The organism is uncultured Campylobacter sp. (assembly GCF_938030815.1).
Lineage (GTDB): Bacteria > Campylobacterota > Campylobacteria > Campylobacterales > Campylobacteraceae > Campylobacter_B.
Window position 1 is genome coordinate 23,658 of sequence record NZ_CALHII010000149.1, and the last position, 16,829, is coordinate 40,486.

Genomic DNA, 16,829 nt, shown 5'->3' on the forward strand with positions numbered 1-16,829 from the left:
GGATGCTAATTGTATTACAAAGCGGACTCTTAGGCTTTTTGTGGAAAGCAAAATCTATATCCGCGTCTGCGAACGGTCTCGATCGTAGAGATATTTAGAGGCTTATCCATTTTCTGTCGAATTTGATTTATCGCTACTTCAATGACGTTTGGCGTAACGAGCTCGGGCTCCTCCCAGATAGCGTCTAGCAGCTGCTCTTTACTGACGATCTGATCGCTGTGGCGCGCCAGGTGAGTTAGCACCTCAAACGGCTTGCCCTTAAGCTCAATCTCTTGACCTAGATATGTGATCTTTTCCTCGTCCGGATCGATGATAAGATCGTCGATTTTGATGATATTTGAGCCGCCGAAGCGAAGTCTAGCCTCAAGGCGCGCTACTAAAACATCAAAGTCGAAAGGTTTTTTGATAAAATCGTCCGCGCCAGCGCGAAGCGCTTTGATCTCGCTTTCTTTATCGTCTTTTGCAGATAGCACGACGACGGAGGTGCGCGCGGATTTTTGCTTAACCAATGCGATGAGATCGATGCCGTTGCCGTCAGCTAGCATCCAATCGGTTAGCACCAAATCATAATTTCTAATGCCGATATAATACTCTGCGTCCTTAAAACTCTCGGAAGTATCCGTCTGATAGCCGAACTCCATCAAGCCCTCCGCTATCGTCTTGTTTAAAGTCACCTCGTCCTCGACTATTAAAATTCTCATTTAATTTCCTTGCCTTAAAATTTTGCGGCGATTTTAACATATTTTAAGCAAAATTTCAAGATTTTTTAAAGAAATTTTAAAATTTTATCTCTATTTCCGCGCCGACGCTCGCGTCTTGTAAAATTTCGGGCTTTAAAATTTTCATATAAAAATAATCCATCGATCGAAATTTTGAGTGAAACTCCTGCGCGAAGTATCTTAGCGCGTCCTCTACGAGGCGAAATTTTTTCTCGCGGAACTCCGCTTTGATATATTCGCAAACCCGCGCGTAATCGATAAATTCCTCCGTCCCGAGCTTCGCCCACACCCACACGCGCTGCTCACGCTTGCGCTCAAAATCCAGCGTTCCGATTATAGCGCCAAATTCCAGCTTTTCGATTAAAATTTTAATCATACTACGCGCTTTTCCTCGCCCTTAAGCAGCCTGGCGATATTCGGCGCGTGTTTATAAAATACGATGAAAACTATCAGAAAGATCGGCGCATGAGTGTTGATCGCTGGCATCTGCGGATGGATCACGTAGCTTGCTACGACTAGCGCAAGCGCCGCTGCAAGCGATGCTACGGATGAAATTTTAACCGTCTTGCCGACTACAAACCAAACGGCAAGCGCGATGATAAGCTCGATAGGGATGAAGCAAGCAAGCACGCCGGCTCCCGTCGCAATGCCCTTGCCGCCGTTAAATTTCAGATACGGGCTAAAGCAATGCCCAAGTACTGCAAAGACAGCCATGCTCCATAGCACATTTTCATCAAAGCCCAAAGCACGCGCGATCAGTATCGGCAGGACGCCCTTTAGCGCGTCGCAGGCGACGGTGAGGATCGCGAGCTTTTTTGCTTTTTGCGGATCGCGAGTTTTTAAGACGCGAAGGACGTTGGTGGCGCCTATGGAGCCGCTGCCTTCGCTTTTGATATCCACGCCGCCGAGGTATTTACCGATCAAAAGCCCAAAGGGGATCGCAGCGATCAGATACGCAGCAAAGTAGCACCAAAAATTAGGCGCTCCGACGATGCTAAGTAAAAATTCTAAAATTCCCGATTTTTTCATAAAATCCCTTTAGCTCTTCCAAAGTAGCGAAATTTTCTCGTCGTAGATGTCGGTTTTCTTCGGCGAAATTTCTTTCGTTTCGAGTTTAATATTTTTCAGATCCAGGCTCTGTTTTAGCGCGTCCACTTCAGCCTCAAATTTCTGCGTAAGCACCTCCAACTCCTCTTGTAGTGCGCTTAGGCTATTTTCGGCATTTTTAGCTTCGCTTCGTTCGTTTAAAATTTTATGCGCGCTCTTGGCGCCGCTGATCGCTTTAGAGATATTGCTAGCGCTGCGCGAGCGGCCTAAAAACGCGCCTAAGATCGCTCCGCCTATGTTTAGCGCCGCATCCACCCCGCGACTTAGCACGTCGCCCTTTTCCTTTTCATACTTTTCGCTAGCGCGCAAAATTTTATCCTCAAGGCGCGCCTTTTCCTTTTCAAATTTAGCCGTAATCTCATCAGTTTTAGCCTCTAGAGCTTCATTTGCCTTATCGCCTAGGCGCACAAAAAATTCCTCCCTGCTCTCGCCCGGTTTTGAGAGCAGATCAAGCGCGCTAAAAAGTTCTAACTTTTCGTTGCGGTAGATCCACTCCTTAAAGCTTTTAAGCTGAGCGTTTAAATTTTTTGCGCCCGCGATAAAGCTAGGAAGCGCGCCGTAGAGCGAGCCCGCCTGCTCCTGCCCGCTTAAATTTGCAACCTCTCGCGTGCTGGCCTCGCTCCAATCTATTTCGCTTGCGTCCGAAAGCGAAAGCAAAAAAGTGCGCTGCTGCGTAAAATCGACTCCCTTGTCGCAAAATCGCATCTTCGCGCTTGCATACAGATACGGGCTTAGCTCAAGGCTCGCGCCGTAGCTGTAAAGCTGCGAAATTTCAGCAGAAACTACGGGCTTGGCGGCGCCGGCGGATTTGACGCCTTGCGCGACGCCCGACACGGACGAAATTTCAGCCTTTTTGTCTTTCATTAAATTTGAAATTTGCTCGTTGCTTAAAGGACCCTTTAAATAGCTTAGCGCAAAGCGCGTCTCGATCACTCGCAGCACGTCCTCGTTGATGTTTTTTACCAAAAAATTTCGCTTTTTGAGGTTTGAAATTTTCTCCATCAGAACGCTTTTATCAATCGGATTTGAGCCGATGCCGCTTAGGCCGCTGATGACGCGCTCCTTATCCTGCGCGGTTTGCAAGCGCCCGATAAACCACGTACCGATATTGCTAAGCCCCTTATAATCGAGATCGACCGGGTTTTGCGTCGATAATACGCAGCCAAGACCGAACGCGCGAGCCTGCTTCAGCAGCGTAAGCATCGGGGTTTTGCTCGGCGGATTGCCGTTTGGAGGGAAAAAGCCGTAAATTTCATCCATATAAAGTACTGCGCGTAGCGAGCTAGTGCCGCTGGTGGTGCGCATCCATTTGATCATCTCGCCCAAAAGCAGCGTGACGAAAAACATCCTCTCATCGTCGTTTAGATGCGCGATAGAAAATATATTCGCTCTCGCCCTGCCGTTTTCATCAAAGAGCATCTTGGCGATATTTAGCCGCTCGCCCTCGCACCAAAGTTTAAAACTCGGGCTTGCGATGAGCGTATTAATCTTCATCGCAAGCGCCATTCGCTTATCGCTCGGAAAGAATGTATTAACATCAAAAACGCCGATTTTATCGAAAGGCGGATTGCCGATCTGCGCGATGAGATCCACCACGCTCACCCCCTCGCCTTTGTTAAAATGGTAGGACAGAATTTGGCTGATCAGTAAAAATTCCGGCGAGCTGAGATTATCGCTGCCGATCCCTGCGAGGCTTAGCACGCTAGTGGCGATACCGCCTACATAGTTGTTCAGATCCTCTTCGTTTAAGCCCTTCGGCGCTTCAAAGTCGCTTAGCAGGCTAATTCCAAGGCCTGCGCTTGATTTGGGCGTATAAATTCTAAAATCAGCGCTGTTTTTCAGAAGCTGTACTCGCGCCAGGTCTTGATATGAGCCCTCGATACCTTCGCGCCAGGTATTTGCGGTCTGTTCTGCGTACTCGCGCACGCTAAGACCTTTGTTTTGCGCCTCGGCCTCGTCGATATAGGGCTCAAAATCCTCAGCCCTCATCTGCGGAAAAGTAAGAGCTAAATTCGTTAGATCGCCCTTTGGATCGATGATGATGGATGGGATATTATCGATCGCGGCTTCCTCTAGCAGCGTGATGCCAAGTCCCGTTTTACCGCTGCCGGTCATTCCTATGATGAGCGCGTGCGTCGTCAGATCCTTGTTTTTATACAAAAACGGCTCGCCGTTTTCAAGCCCCAGATAAAAAAGCTTTAAATTTTCTTGAAGCGTTTTCATTGCGTTCCTTAAATTTGCAATTTGCTTGGCATTATATCATTTAAATTTTTAAATTTAAATTTGCTAAAATACGCGAAAAATCAAGGAATGACAAGTGTTAAAAGAAAAAATTAGAAACGGAAAAAGCGGAATTCTACTCTATGGCATCGTCCCGCCTAAAATCACGTCCTCTCAAGACGAGCTCGAGCGCCTAGGTACGGCGTGGTCGCAGCGCCTAGGCGAATGCGAATGCGACGGCATCGTCATCTACGATCTACAAGATGAAAGCGCGCGCACGAAAGATGAGCGGACCTTTCCTTTTGTGCACACTATTGATCCCGCACGCTACTACACGCAGTATCTGTATACCGATAAAGAAGCGATCATCTACCGCGCGGTAGGCAAATACGACGAGGCGGAATTTTGCGAAATTCTAAGGCATGCCGCAAGCGGGCTGGGCGTTTTCGTGGGGGCAAGCTCTAAAAACGAAGAATGCAAACTGCATCTAAGCCGCGCCTATGAGATCAAGCGACTTGTAGCGCAGCATCTTTGCCTAGGCGGCATCTGCATTCCTGAGCGCCATGAAAAGAGCCACGACGAGCACCTAAAAATCGCGGAGAAGACTGCGGACGGGTGCGAATTTTTCATCACTCAGGCGGTTTATAATGTGCAAAATGCCAAAGATTTCATCGACGATTACGCCGCTTTGGAATGCAAAAAGGTGCCGATAATCTTTACTTTCACGCCGTGCGGCAGCCTAAAGACGCTTGAGTTTATGAAGTGGCTTGGCATCTCGGTGCCGGATTTTCTGCAGCAGCGACTGCAAAGCAGCGTCGATATCTTGCAAAGTTCAACAGCACTGTGCGCAGAGATGTTTGATTTCATCTATAAATACGCCCTCACAAAAGGGGTGAGCGTGGGCGCAAACGTCGAGAGTGTCAGCACCCGCCGCGTCGAAATCGAAGCCTCGCTCAGCTTACTAAAAGAGATCAGAAAAATTATCCTTAAGCACGAGAATTTGGAATTTTACGTTATTTAAAATTTTAAATCGGGTATACGAACAAAACGCTAGATAGTCCAAGCTAGCGGAGGAATTTTAAATAATTTTAGATCGCTTTCTGAAAAATAAATCGAAATTTTATCCGAATGGAATTTGAACTTAAAATTTATAAAAAATTGCCCCAATAATATGCTTTAATAACTGTCATCCATAACTGCAAGATGATATTTCGTGCAAAATTTCCCAATGCTTACAATGGCATTGAGCTAGGCATATCATCAAACCTATAAATCGCTGTAGTTTTCACACTAAAACTAAGTGCATTAACCGCCTTTAGTCTGCAGCCGACGCGACCGCACCTTCCGGCTTGCCGCTATCTACACAGGGATAATTTTAATATCCTATCCTTTTTTAGAGCATATTGTATAGCGGAGAGATGGGATAACTGGAGGTTTTAACGAACCCAATATAGATACGATGCTCCTGCACTCATAACATAGCGTCCTTTATTGTTCCATTCGTAGTATTTGATTTAAATTTACCGGCATTTATGCTAAATTTCAAATCTAAGGCAATTTGTTGCTTGCTGTTGTAAGCGTTTTGGTATTTGAATTTTATTCTACAGCCTATATGTAAGTCGCTAAAAAGATCCACCATACGTCGCCGTAAAAATACTTGCCGAGCTTTGCAGCTAATTACAAGCCGTTAATGTATAGAATCAGCTGAAATTAACACCCATTTAAGCTATCGCATATTTGATTTCTTTTATATTCTAAAAGCCCGCCACCAAAAAGCAGCAGACCTAAGACTAACGTCGTTTTACTATCTCACGCAGAAGCCGATATGTAAACTGCGCAAGATTATAATATGCTTTCAATCGCAAACGCTTCATTTTAAAATTTCGAAACCTAACTCGGAATAAATATAAATTTGAAATTAGTTTTGTAAATAAGCTTGGAATTTTAACTCTTAAATATGGCGAAATTCAAAGATAATGAAATTTAAAAAGCACTAGTTTATGCTCTTGCCACCGAATTTCAAAAGCGCACTGCCCCAGGTAAAGCCGCCGCCGAACGCATCAAGCAGCATAAGCGAGCCGTTTTTAAGCCTGCCGCTTTCGTAAGCGTCGTTGATCGCCATCGGGATCGACGCCGAGCTTGTATTGCCGTATTTGCCGATCGTAAGCACGCACTGCTCGTCGCTAAATTCCAGTCTCGCCTTGACCGCCTCGATAATGCGTAAATTTGCCTGATGTGGGATAAAAAGATCAACCTGCTCGGGCGAAATTTTATTTTTCTCCAAAATCTCTACGACGTCGTTACTAAGCGTCGGTACCGCAATTTTAAAGACCTCGCGCCCCGCCATCTGCATGAAGCCCAGCTTTTCGTCGATGATCTTCCTGCTAAGCGGATTGACGCTGCCCGGAGCCGGGGTAATGAGAAGATCGCCCTTGCTGCCGTCGCTAGCGGTATGAATGCCGATGATTTCGTTATCGTCACGCGCCGCGATAACCGCAGCGCCCGCGCCGTCGCCGAAAAGTATGCACGTAGCACGGTCGCTCCAATCGACTATCGAGCTTAGTTTTTCCGTGCCGATTATCAGCACGTGTTTTTTGGCACCGCTTTCGATGAGGGATTTTGCGAGCTCCAAAAGATAAATAAAGCCCGTACAGGCGGCATTTATATCAAATGCCGTGATGCCGAAATTTAAGCCCAGTTTATCTGCGATGACACACGCAGTCGAGGGCATGCAGAAATAATCGGGCGAGATCGTGGCGCAAATTATCGCATCGATCTCGTTTTTTTGTAAGCCGCTACGCTCGATCGCCTTGAACGCCGCTTTCACGCCTAGATCACTAGTACTCTCGCCCTTCGCGATACGGCGCTCATGAATGCCTGTTCGCTTGACGATCCATTCATCGCTCGTTTCAACCATCTTTTCAAGATCGAAATTGGTTAAAATTTCGCTCGGCGCGTATGCTGCGATTGAGATCATCGAGGCTTTTTGCATTCGTTTTCCTATTCGTTTGAAGAAATTTCGCTTTCTATCGCGGAGTTGATTTTAGAATCTGCAAATTTAAGCGCTTGAAAGATCGCGTTTTTAACGGCTTTCGGAGTGCTTTTGCCATGGCTTATGATGACGCACTCTTTGACGCCCAAAAGCGGCGCGCCGCCGTATTCGTCATAGTCTGTGCTTTTTTTGATTATCTTAAAGACGCGCTTCATCAAAATGGAGCCAGCGATAGCAATCGGAGATTTTTTTGTTTCGTTTTTGATAAGTTTGCCAATAGCGCTCGCGACGCCTTCGCTGGATTTTAGCATAATGTTACCGATAAATCCGTCGCAAACTACGACATCCACGGAGCCGTCAAAAATTTGATTGCCTTCGACATTACCAATAAAATTTTGCATCTTCTTAAGCATATGAAAGGTTTCTTTTGTTACCTCGTTGCCTTTACTATCCTCCTCGCCGTTGGATAATAAGCCGATGCGTGGTGCGTTTAAACCCATAATCTCCTTGGCGTATGCTTCGCCCATAATCGCGAATTGAAATAAATTCTCAGGCTTACAATCCACATAAGCGCCTACATCCAGCACAAGCGTACGTCCACCTATGGAATTTGGCATCAGCGTAGCAATCGCCGGGCGTAAGATACCTTTGAGCCTTCCTATGCGAAGCGTCGCAAGACTCATCGTAGCGCCGCTGTGTCCTGCGGACACCACGGCTTTGCATGTGCCACTTTTTACCAGATCAACCGCTTTAAAGATGCTGCTCTCTTTGCGTTTGAGAGCGTCGGTTGCGCCCTCTTTCATCTCGAAAACTTCGCTTGCAGCTACGTAAGTAATATATTTCTCAAAGCCTTGATCTTGTGGAATAAAAGGCTTGATTTGCGCTTCGTCGCCTACCAAAAATGCATTAAATTTACGCTCTCGCAGCGCATCTACGACCCCGTTTATTATCGGCTCGCAGCCGAAATCACCGCCCATCGCGTCTATAGCAACGGAAATCATCGGATTAATATTCGCCCGTAGTTTTGTTTATTCTATGCGGAATTTTCCAGCTTCCGTCTTTATCTTTGACGGGGATCGGAAGGGTCACTTTGTAGTGAGTGCGTCTTTTTGCCGCACGAGTTTTACTAACTCTTCGCTTTGGAACTGCCATTTTTTCTCCTTTATAAATTTAGTTCTTGCATTCTTCGCAATAAAAATAGTCGCTTTTAAAAGCTTCCATTTCGCTTCTTAAAATTTCATCCACATCAACTTCGGCGCCGAAAAACTCCATCACATCCAAGCTCTCGTGCTTTTCGTCGTTAAAAACACCCTCGCTTAAAAGCAAATTTACGCTCTCGCTCACGTCAAGATCAAATTCTTTACCGCAGCGATCGCAAATGTATGGAATTTTACCCTTAATTTCGCCCTTGCACTCGATAAACTTAGAGTCTTTTCGTTTTAAATTTCCGCTGAGCTTAAGCCTGTCTTGCGAAATTTCAAACGGCACGGGCGCGGCGGAAATTTTAGCAAAAGCGATCTTCACGTGGCACTCTTAGCAAATTTCTCTTTTTGCAAAGAAAAATGCGATCTCGGTTTTTGCGTTTTCTAGGCTGTCGCTGCCGTGAACGGCATTAGCATCGATGCTGTCCGCAAAGTCTGCTCTGATCGTGCCTTTATCGGCTTTTTTCGGATCGGTAGCGCCCATTAGCGCGCGATTTTTAGCTACGGCATCATCGCCTTCTAGCACCATTACGACCACCGGGCCGCTAGTCATAAACTCAATCAGATCCTTATAAAAAGGGCGATCCTTGTGAATTTCATAAAATTTACCCGCATCTTCGGCGCTTAGACATAATTTTTTAGCCGCTGCGATTCTTAGTCCGTGGCTTTCGAAACGATCGATAATTTTACCGATAACGCCCTTTTTAACGGCATCAGGCTTAATAATAGAAAGCGTTTGCTGCATATAATCTCCTTAAAGTGAAAGGCGGATTGTATCGAAAAATAGGTTAAAATTTATTTAAGGATTGAATGAATTAAAATTCCGCGCATTTGATCGCGGAATTTTATCTGCTAAGCAAATACCGGGGTATCTCCGCTGCGCAGATCCGCACCTATACTATCCCTGCTAGGTTGACCCGCTACGATGTCGCTCCAGACGATACAGCCGTCGGTCGGACAGGCGCTAGCGCAAGCCGGCTCGTCGTTGTAGCCCACGCACTCGACGCATTTATCGGCATATACGTAGTAGCTATCCTCACCGCTTGGGTTATCGCTATCGTCCACGATCGCATTTACCGGACACTCGTCGATGCATGAGCCGCAGCTAATGCAAATATCGGTAATTTTTACAGCCATTTTTTCTCCTTTATCAAAAAATGAAGCGCGATGATAACATACTAAATTTAAAAAATGATAAAAGTAATATTATTGGATAAATAAAATTTATTATATAAAAATTTTCATCAAATTTCAGCAAATCTAAAGTTTTAAAATGTATAATCGCCATCATAAATTTTATTAACAAGGAGAAATAACATGGTAGTAACCAATAAAGCTGTAGATTTTACGGCAAGCGCTGTTTTAGGCAGCAACGAGATAGTTGAGGATTTCAACCTCTATAAAAATATCGGCGAAAAAGGCGCGGTCGTATTCTTTTATCCAAAAGATTTTACCTTCGTCTGCCCGAGCGAGATCATCGCATTCGATCACAGATATCAAGATTTCAAATCCAAGGGTATCGAAGTTATCGGCGTTAGCTGCGATAGCGAGTTCACCCATCTTGCGTGGAAAAATACTCCGGTAAACGCAGGCGGCATCGGCAAAGTGCAGTTCCCGCTAGTTTCGGATATCACAAAAGATATCGCACGCAGCTTCGACGTGCTGTTCGGCAACGCCGTAGCGCTTCGCGGCAGCTTCCTGCTTGACAAAGACGGCACCGTCCGCCACGCCGTCATCAACGACCTACCGCTTGGTCGCAATATCGACGAGATGCTAAGAATGGTCGATACGATGCTATTTACAAACGAGCACGGCGAGGTTTGCCCTGCAGGCTGGCACAAAGGCGACGCAGGGATGAAAGCAGATCCTAAGGGCGTCGCAGAGTATCTAGACAAAAACGCAAGCAAACTATAAGTTGTAAAATTCTTCGCGCGGGCGTACGAATTCTAACCGCGTAAGGTTTAAATTTAGCCTTGCGCGGGCTATTAAAGCTCGCAAAGCTTTCTAAATTCCGCTGCCAAAATTTTAAGTCGCGGCGGCGGAATTCCAAAAATTCCAAAAATTCCAAAAATTCCAAAAATTCCAAAAATTCCAAAAATTCCGTTTCTTGAAAATCTGCAAGTAAAATTTCAAAACCGCAAGTAAAATCCCAAATCCTTGGTAAAATTTCACCCATAACAAAGCTCGCAAAATCATACTTTAAACTAGCTTTTGTTACAATCGCAAGTTTTTAAATCCAAGGACAATTATGAAAAAGCTTATATTTTTTATCTCCGCCCTGCTTTGCTCTTTGAGCCTTTACTCCGCAGATACCAACCCGGACGCGCCACTTAAGCTCGATCCTAGTGTAGTGCACGGCAAGCTGGCAAATGGCGTGAAATTTTATATCCTCAAAAACGACGTGCCAAAAAATAGCGCGCTTTTTTACCTCAACGTAGCCGCAGGTAGTGTTGATGAAAATGACGACGAGCAGGGCTTAGCGCACTTCGTTGAACACATGGCGTTCAATGGCAGCGAACATTTTGATAAAAATGAACTAGTCCACACTTTGCAGCGCCTAGGGGTGAAATTCGGCGCCGATCTCAATGCACAGACTGGCTTTGAAAACACCACATACAACATCCAAGCCCAAGTGAGCGACGAGACGCTAAAGGACGTATTTTTGGTACTGCGCGATTATGCAGGCGGCGTAAAATTTGACGAGAACGAAACGCAAAAGGAAAAGGGCGTCATATTAGAAGAAGCAAAAAAAGGCTTTGAGAGGCGCTTTTACGAAAAGCGCGCTACATATTTATACCCTAATTCCATATTTTCAAGACGCTTTCCGATCGGACAAAATGAAATCATCAAAGGCGCCACTGGCGAGCAACTAAAAAAATTCTATGCGCGTAACTACCTTCCTAGCGCCATTAGCATCATAGTCGTAGGCGACGTAAACATTGAGCAGATTAAAAACCTAATCAAGCAAAATTTTAGCTCTCTTTCTGAGCACGGCGAAAAAATCCCGCGCGATCTTAGCCTACGCCCATTTGAAGGCGGGCTAGCAAGCACCGTAGAGCCCGAGCTCGGCGCTAATGTCGCTAGCGTGCTTTACGCAGGCAAATATGAGCCGTTAAGAAGCTACGGTGCGCTTAAAAATGAGTGGCTGCAAGCCTACGTATCGAGGCTGATGGAGCTTGGATACGACGCGATGAATGTGAATGCCAAAATTCCGCTTAAAGCCTATTTCGGCTCGGACGATCTGTTTAAAAACCGCAGACTATACAGCATAAGCGCAAATATTTTTAATTTCGACGCCAACGCCACGCTAAGTAGTCTTTTTAGCGCGATCAAAGGGGTACGCGAACACGGATTTAACAATGACGATTTTGATAGCGTTAAGACGGAATTTAAACATCAAGTGCAAGCCGATCTGCTTAAAAACGATACGCAAAGTGCGCAAATAGAGGCACTACTTGATTTCGTACAAAACGGCAATGTAAAGCTTAGTAAGCAAGACGAGCACGATCTAAGCCTCAAGGCGTTAGAAGAAATAACGCTAGCGGATGTTAATAAATTTTTCTCTCAGATAACGGATGGAGCGAGATTTACGGAGATTATCTCAGCAAAGGATTTGGGCATTAGCCAAAAAGATGCGGAGTTGCTCTACGAAAAAGCAGTGCCGTTTAATTTCGCTGCTTCGAAGCTTGCTTCCAAGCAGCTTGCGGGAGCAGATTTAAAAGAGACGGAATTTAAAGCACAAAAAGGCGCTAGCGGCACTGAAATTTTGGAATTTAAAAACGGCGCGAAGGTAATTTTAAAGCCTCTTAAAAGCGAGAAAAATAAAATCGCCCTCGCAGCCGTTAAAAAAGGCGGCTACGCACATTTTGGCAAGGCTCGTGGTGAAATTCTAACCGCGCTGCTAAACTCGGGCACCATAGGCGAGCTAAACGAATACGAGGCGGGACGCTTGACCTCAAAATTTGATTATAAGCTAAGATTTAGGATGGATGACGCAGACTGCGGTTTTAGAGGCGCAGGAGCGGATCTGGAGGCGATGACACACGAGCTTTACGCAAGATTTAGCGAGCCGCTAATTCATGCAAGCTCGCTTACAAAATACAAAACCGACGCGCTTTCGGCGATTACGCTGCGCGACGAGACGGCGGAATTTAAATTCGGCGAGCAAATTTTAAAATCGCTATATTCGGGAGATACGGCTCGCAAACAGCCGCTTAGCGTAGATGACGTAAAGAGCGCAAATCTTGCCGATTTACAGCGCGATGCGGATGAAATTTTTTCAGGTGCTGGAAATTTTATCTTTGTACTTAGCGGCGATTTCGAGCCTGCGCGCGCGAAACAAATTCTAGCCAAATATATCGGCAATCTAAAGTCCGGCACAAGCAGCGCTACACCTAAAACTCTGATGCTAAATACTTCTAGCGGAGAGATTGTGCAAGATTACGGCGATAGTGATAAAAGCGAAGTTCGGATGATTTTTTCAAACTATGAGCTGCAAAATTTCGACTTTGCAGACACTTATAAATTTCAAGCGTTAAAAAGCGTGCTAAGCAATCGTATCGTCGAGCAGATCCGCGAGGCGCGCGGACAAATTTACTCAGCGATGGTGCATAGCGCCTATGTGCGTGAGCCACAAATCGCAGCGAGCTTGAACGTATCGTTTTCTACCGAGCCGAAAGATGCCCGTGCCGTTGCAGCAAGCGTGAGTGAAATTTTAAAACAGATCGAAAGCTCCGGCGCAAAAGATAGCGAGCTGGCAAATTTTAAAAAAGCTCAAATTCTATCGACCAAAAGAGCTGCACAGACGAATGATTTTTGGCTTGCTAATATCACTGCGCACGAGCTTTACGGCCATCCGCTCTATGACGAAAAAAGCTACGCAGCAAGCATAAATGCGGTAAAAAGCGCGGATGTGCAGGAAGCGGCGCAAATGCTAAGCGATAGGCTATTTACAGCGATTTTGAATCCAAAAAGCTCCGAGAAACGCTAATGTTCGTTTCATTTTTTAAAAGCAAAAAATGGGCGCTTTTAGCATATACAGGACTAGTATTTTTGATCGCGATTAATTGGTATCAAACTACGCTGAGCGTGCGTTTCAACGAATGGTATCGCGTATTTTATGATTTATGTCAAAACGTAGATCGTCATACGTTAAACGATTTTTATACGCAGATGAGGGTCTTTTTATGGATAGCGATGCCTGCCGTAGCGGCGGCGATTTCGGAGCGATACGTGGCGCGAATTTGGGCATTTAAATGGCGAGAGGCGATGACCTTTTCCTATTTTTCATACTGGAAAAAGGTAAGTAAAGATATCGAAGGAAGCTCGCAGCGTATCCAAGAAGACATCTACCGCTTCTCAAAAATCATCGAAGATATCGGCACGCGCGTACTTTCGGCGGCGATGACTCTTTTTGCATTTATTCCCGTTTTGTGGAGCCTTAGCGAGAAAGTACCTTTTGAGGCGCTCAAAAAAATTCCCGGCTCTCTCGTATGGATCGCACTTGCAGTAAGCATCGGCGGACTGATAATTTCTTGGCTAGTAGGTTGGTTTCTGCCTAGGCTTGAATACAACAATCAAAAGGCGGAAGCTGCATTTCGCAAAGAGCTGGTTTATGCCGAGGAGAATAAGGCGGAATATGCGAGCGAAGAGACTACAAAGACGCTATTTGGCAAACTAAAGCACAACTATTACAGGCTATTTTTGCACTACTGCTACTTTGATTTATGGCTAAATTCTTTCTCGCAAATCCTAGTCATCGTGCCCTATCTCATAATGGGACCAGGACTTTTTACCAAGGCAATTACGCTTGGAGTGATGATTCAAGTAGGCAATGCTTTTAGCCAAGTACGTGGCAGCTTTAGCGTTTTTATCGATAACTGGACGACGATCACGGAGCTTCGCTCAATCCATATGCGACTTAAAGAATTCGAAAAAAATATCGATTACAAGGGCTAGATAAAATTTCGCCCGCACCTTGCGGCTCTAGATTTCGCTTTCTAAATTTAAAGCGAAATCCCGGACCGCAAGCTTTTAAAATTTCTACCCTTTTACTGCTCGCTTTTTTCGTGATGAGTAATGTTTAGCTTTATAAATTTATAGCTTCCTACGAGCAAGATCATCCAAATCGCGATGAAAACTAAAGATTTGATCATTTTTAATCCTTAAAATTTTTATAATGCGGTGCGCAAAAAGCGCCGCCGGTATGAAATTTAACTAAGCGCAAAAGCGCGCAGTGCCGTGCACAAAAGCACAGCCTCGCCGCCACACGGCGCGCGGAAACCATGCTGGAGCTGACGCGCCTAATAATGCTCGTTTGAAAGCCCCTCTTTATCGAGCTTTTTAGCATCCATCGCGCGCCAAACGTAGCTGATATAACCCAGCACGAAAGGAACTAGAAACGACACGTAAAACATCGTCTTAAGCGTATAGAGGCTCGAGCTTGCGTTGCTTATCGAAAGCGAGCTTTGCAGGTCGAAATTTGACGGATAAAACGCCGTGTTGTTTAGACCCAGGATCAAAAATACGCTCGTTACCGCGCATATGACGCCCACGCCGTAGAAAAATACTCCGCGTACGCTGCTTGTAAATGCGCCTTTGAATATCCCCACCAGCACCAGCACTACGCCCAGTAGCAGCAAGATTAGCGCAACAGGCAGGCTTAGGTAGTTATGCAGATACTTAAAGCTCTCAAGGCTTACGACGCCGCCCGCGCCGACTGCATAGCCCTGTTTTAGCAAAACCCACGCCAAAAACGCGATGAAAAATATCAAAAAAGCGCTAGCGTTAAATTTAAGCGAAGCTTTGAGCTTAGCGATCATTTCGGGCTCGGCGATATTGTTCATCAAATATAAGCTCGCTCCCGTCCTAGCGCAGAAAAATAGCGCAACTCCCAAGATGTAATTAAACGGATTTGCTAGCGCCTCAAGTCCGCGAGCGGGGTTTTTCCACTGTACGAAATTATTCTGCTCTAGCGCGAATTCACTGCCGCTAAAAAGCGTCGAGACGATGATGCCAAGCAGGATCGTGCCCAGCGAGCCGTTTATGAAAAGAAAGGCTTCATAAGTTTTAGCGCCCAAGAAATTATCGGGCTTTTTTCTGTATTCGTAAGCGACGGCTTGGATTATGAAGCAAAAAAGCAGAGCCATCCACGCCCAATACGCCCCGCCGAAGCTGGTCGCATAAAATAGCGGAAACGCCGCAAAGCACGCTCCGCCGAACATAACGAGCGTAGTAAATGTAAGCTCCCATTTCTTGCCGATGGAATTTATTATAAAATCCTTCTCGGTCTCATTTTTCGCCAGCGTAAAAAGCAGCGTCTGACCGCCCTGCACGAAGAGCATAAAAACTAAAATTCCGCCCAGAAGCGAAACCACGCACCACCAATAAATTTGAAAAATTTCGTGCATCTTAAAATCCTATCTTTATCTGTTTTAGCATGATCTTTATCTCGGCTATGAATAAAACCGTAAATAAAACCGCAAAGAGCGCAAACGAGATCATTATGTTCGTTCCCGCCAGGCTCGTAGCCGCGACGCCCACCGGCATGAGATCTTGTATCGCCCACGGCTGGCGCCCTACTTCGGCCACGATCCAGCCCGCCTCGCACGCGACGTATCCCAGAGGAATGCTAAAGACGCAAAGCCATAGAATTTTCTTGTATTCGGCGAGATTCTTTCGCATCGCCAAAAATAGCGTTACGAAAAATAGCAAGATAAAATAGCTTCCCAAAGCCACCATCACGTGGAAGCTGTAAAAGGTAAGCGCCACTGGAGGGACGATCTGCTTCGCATCGTCAAGGTAGCCGTAGCCTAGATTTTGCATATTTTGGTTGCCGAATAAAATTTCGCGCGCCTGCTGCATCGCCGCGGTGTCATTCGCGTCCTTGGCGACCCTATAATCCTTCAGCGCTTGCAGGGCGATTTTGCCTTTTTCGATCTTTTTATCCGCGCCTTCGATGCCGAATTTTTCGTTTCCAAATACCAAATCATCGATACCGGGAGTGAAATTATCAAGCCCTCTCGTAGCCATCAGCCCTAGCGCATAAGGCGCCTTGATCTCAAATAAAAACGGCTCCTTATCGTCTCCGGGAAGTTTGCTCGGATTTAAAACTCCCGCCGCGACGATGCCTGCATTTACTTCGCCCTTATACAGACCCTCCATCGCCGCAAGTTTCATCGGCTGCTTTTGCGCGACCTGATAGGCGCTCTCGTCGCCGCTAAATAGCACGAAAAGCGAGCTTAGCATACCGAAGCTTGCCGCTACGATGAAGCTTTTTTTAGCAAGCGCGAAGTCTTTGTTTTTTAGCATATAAAATGCCGAAATTCCAAGCACGAAAAGCGCCGCGGTAATGTAGCCGCCGCCGACGGTATGCAAAAATTTAGCCACTCCGAAGTGAGATAGCGCGATATCTAAAAAATTGCTCATCTCGTTACGCATCGTATCTGGATTAAAGCTCGTACCAACAGGGTTTTGCATCCAAGCATTCGCGATTAGAATCCAATACGCGCTTAAATTTGATCCGATCGCCACGAGCCAGGTCGAAAGAAGATGAAATTTTTTGCTTACGCGATCCCAGCCGAAGAACAT

The 16,829-nt window shown here is 45.8% G+C and carries 17 protein-coding genes; 4 read left to right on the plus strand and 13 right to left on the minus strand.

The genetic code is table 11. The features are described 5' to 3' along the window. Positions 1-29 precede the first annotated feature (29 nt). From hsrA to Q0277_RS05960, 4 genes are all read right to left on the minus strand, one after another. On the minus strand, positions 30-701 hold the full coding sequence (hsrA, locus tag Q0277_RS05945; protein WP_005871260.1) for a homeostatic response regulator transcription factor HsrA: 672 nt from the start codon (positions 699-701) through the stop codon (positions 30-32). Positions 702-777: 76 nt separating this feature from the next. Continuing rightward, positions 778-1,095 (minus strand): dihydroneopterin aldolase, encoded by a 318-nt coding sequence (locus tag Q0277_RS05950; RefSeq protein WP_297996461.1) that lies wholly within the window; start codon positions 1,093-1,095, stop codon positions 778-780. After that, a complete protein-coding gene (gene plsY / locus Q0277_RS05955; RefSeq protein ID WP_297996463.1) occupies positions 1,092-1,748 on the minus strand; it encodes a glycerol-3-phosphate 1-O-acyltransferase PlsY in 657 nt (218 codons plus the stop codon). The genes Q0277_RS05950 and plsY overlap by 4 nt, the downstream gene beginning before the upstream one ends. Before the next feature lie 9 nt (positions 1,749-1,757). Then, the gene (locus tag Q0277_RS05960; protein WP_297996464.1) at positions 1,758-4,049 is read right to left on the minus strand and encodes a DUF87 domain-containing protein; all 2,292 of its coding nucleotides are present in this window, start codon (positions 4,047-4,049) and stop codon (positions 1,758-1,760) included. A gap of 94 nt (positions 4,050-4,143) precedes the next feature. Between Q0277_RS05960 and Q0277_RS05965 the strand changes: the two genes are divergently transcribed. Beyond that, a complete protein-coding gene (locus Q0277_RS05965) occupies positions 4,144-5,067 on the plus strand; it encodes a methylenetetrahydrofolate reductase (protein WP_297996466.1) in 924 nt (307 codons plus the stop codon). 972 nt (positions 5,068-6,039) lie between these two features. Here the strand turns inward: Q0277_RS05965 and Q0277_RS05970 are convergent. The 6 genes from Q0277_RS05970 to Q0277_RS05995 form a co-directional block, all read right to left on the minus strand. Next, positions 6,040-7,038, minus strand: a complete 999-nt coding sequence (locus Q0277_RS05970) for a beta-ketoacyl-ACP synthase III (RefSeq protein ID WP_297996467.1) — start codon at positions 7,036-7,038, stop codon at positions 6,040-6,042. 8 nt (positions 7,039-7,046) lie between these two features. Next, complete coding sequence (gene plsX / locus Q0277_RS05975) at positions 7,047-8,039, minus strand: phosphate acyltransferase PlsX (RefSeq protein WP_291939962.1); 993 nt, start codon at positions 8,037-8,039, stop codon at positions 7,047-7,049. A 4-nt stretch (positions 8,040-8,043) separates the two neighbouring features. Continuing rightward, the gene (gene rpmF / locus Q0277_RS05980) at positions 8,044-8,190 is read right to left on the minus strand and encodes a 50S ribosomal protein L32 (RefSeq protein WP_005871250.1); all 147 of its coding nucleotides are present in this window, start codon (positions 8,188-8,190) and stop codon (positions 8,044-8,046) included. Between the two features lie 18 nt (positions 8,191-8,208). Then, complete coding sequence (locus Q0277_RS05985) at positions 8,209-8,562, minus strand: hypothetical protein (protein WP_297996469.1); 354 nt, start codon at positions 8,560-8,562, stop codon at positions 8,209-8,211. Between the two features lie 9 nt (positions 8,563-8,571). Next, on the minus strand, positions 8,572-8,985 hold the full coding sequence (gene ndk, locus Q0277_RS05990) for a nucleoside-diphosphate kinase (RefSeq protein ID WP_177388469.1): 414 nt from the start codon (positions 8,983-8,985) through the stop codon (positions 8,572-8,574). 107 nt (positions 8,986-9,092) lie between these two features. After that, positions 9,093-9,377: a 4Fe-4S dicluster domain-containing protein gene (locus Q0277_RS05995; RefSeq protein ID WP_005871245.1), complete on the minus strand. Its 285-nt coding sequence runs from the start codon at positions 9,375-9,377 to the stop codon at positions 9,093-9,095. Positions 9,378-9,557: 180 nt separating this feature from the next. Here Q0277_RS05995 and Q0277_RS06000 point away from each other — a divergent pair, with 180 nt between their 5' ends. Beyond that, complete coding sequence (locus Q0277_RS06000; RefSeq protein ID WP_297996471.1) at positions 9,558-10,154, plus strand: peroxiredoxin; 597 nt, start codon at positions 9,558-9,560, stop codon at positions 10,152-10,154. On the opposite strand, the gene Q0277_RS06005 is transcribed toward Q0277_RS06000, so the two are convergent. Continuing rightward, a complete protein-coding gene (locus Q0277_RS06005; protein WP_297996472.1) occupies positions 10,108-10,416 on the minus strand; it encodes a hypothetical protein in 309 nt (102 codons plus the stop codon). The two genes, Q0277_RS06000 and Q0277_RS06005, sit on opposite strands and share 47 nt — an antisense overlap. Before the next feature lie 72 nt (positions 10,417-10,488). On the opposite strand from Q0277_RS06005, the gene Q0277_RS06010 reads away from it, so the two are divergent. Both Q0277_RS06010 and Q0277_RS06015 read left to right on the plus strand, forming a co-directional pair. After that, the gene (locus Q0277_RS06010) at positions 10,489-13,230 is read left to right on the plus strand and encodes a M16 family metallopeptidase (RefSeq protein ID WP_297996473.1); all 2,742 of its coding nucleotides are present in this window, start codon (positions 10,489-10,491) and stop codon (positions 13,228-13,230) included. Next, a complete protein-coding gene (locus tag Q0277_RS06015) occupies positions 13,230-14,198 on the plus strand; it encodes a putative transporter (protein ID WP_297996475.1) in 969 nt (322 codons plus the stop codon). Before Q0277_RS06010 ends, Q0277_RS06015 begins: the two co-directional genes overlap by 1 nt. 344 nt (positions 14,199-14,542) lie before the next feature. Here Q0277_RS06015 and cydB read toward each other — a convergent pair whose 3' ends face one another. Both cydB and Q0277_RS06025 read right to left on the minus strand, forming a co-directional pair. Then, a complete protein-coding gene (cydB, locus tag Q0277_RS06020) occupies positions 14,543-15,649 on the minus strand; it encodes a cytochrome d ubiquinol oxidase subunit II (RefSeq protein ID WP_297996477.1) in 1,107 nt (368 codons plus the stop codon). 1 nt (position 15,650) lies between these two features. Further along, positions 15,651-16,829 (minus strand): cytochrome ubiquinol oxidase subunit I (locus tag Q0277_RS06025; protein WP_297996479.1); only part of this gene is annotated, 1,179 nt, incomplete at its 5' end.

Bases quoted from the DNA above. Each gene is read 5' to 3' on its own strand.
- Q0277_RS05970 (WP_297996467.1), bottom strand. From the start codon at position 7,038: ATGCAAAAAGCCTCGATGATCTCAATCGCAGCATACGCGCCGAGCGAA.
- Q0277_RS06015 (WP_297996475.1), top strand. From the start codon at position 13,230: ATGTTCGTTTCATTTTTTAAAAGCAAAAAATGGGCGCTTTTAGCATAT.
- Q0277_RS06010 (WP_297996473.1), top strand. From the start codon at position 10,489: ATGAAAAAGCTTATATTTTTTATCTCCGCCCTGCTTTGCTCTTTGAGC.
- Q0277_RS06000 (WP_297996471.1), top strand. From the start codon at position 9,558: ATGGTAGTAACCAATAAAGCTGTAGATTTTACGGCAAGCGCTGTTTTA.
- Q0277_RS05995 (WP_005871245.1), bottom strand. From the start codon at position 9,377: ATGGCTGTAAAAATTACCGATATTTGCATTAGCTGCGGCTCATGCATC.
- plsX (WP_291939962.1), bottom strand. From the start codon at position 8,039: ATGATTTCCGTTGCTATAGACGCGATGGGCGGTGATTTCGGCTGCGAG.
- Q0277_RS05960 (WP_297996464.1), bottom strand. From the start codon at position 4,049: ATGAAAACGCTTCAAGAAAATTTAAAGCTTTTTTATCTGGGGCTTGAA.
- Q0277_RS05950 (WP_297996461.1), bottom strand. From the start codon at position 1,095: ATGATTAAAATTTTAATCGAAAAGCTGGAATTTGGCGCTATAATCGGA.
- hsrA (WP_005871260.1), bottom strand. From the start codon at position 701: ATGAGAATTTTAATAGTCGAGGACGAGGTGACTTTAAACAAGACGATA.
- ndk (WP_177388469.1), bottom strand. From the start codon at position 8,985: ATGCAGCAAACGCTTTCTATTATTAAGCCTGATGCCGTTAAAAAGGGC.
- plsY (WP_297996463.1), bottom strand. From the start codon at position 1,748: ATGAAAAAATCGGGAATTTTAGAATTTTTACTTAGCATCGTCGGAGCG.
- Q0277_RS06005 (WP_297996472.1), bottom strand. From the start codon at position 10,416: ATGGGTGAAATTTTACCAAGGATTTGGGATTTTACTTGCGGTTTTGAA.
- rpmF (WP_005871250.1), bottom strand. From the start codon at position 8,190: ATGGCAGTTCCAAAGCGAAGAGTTAGTAAAACTCGTGCGGCAAAAAGA.
- cydB (WP_297996477.1), bottom strand. From the start codon at position 15,649: ATGCACGAAATTTTTCAAATTTATTGGTGGTGCGTGGTTTCGCTTCTG.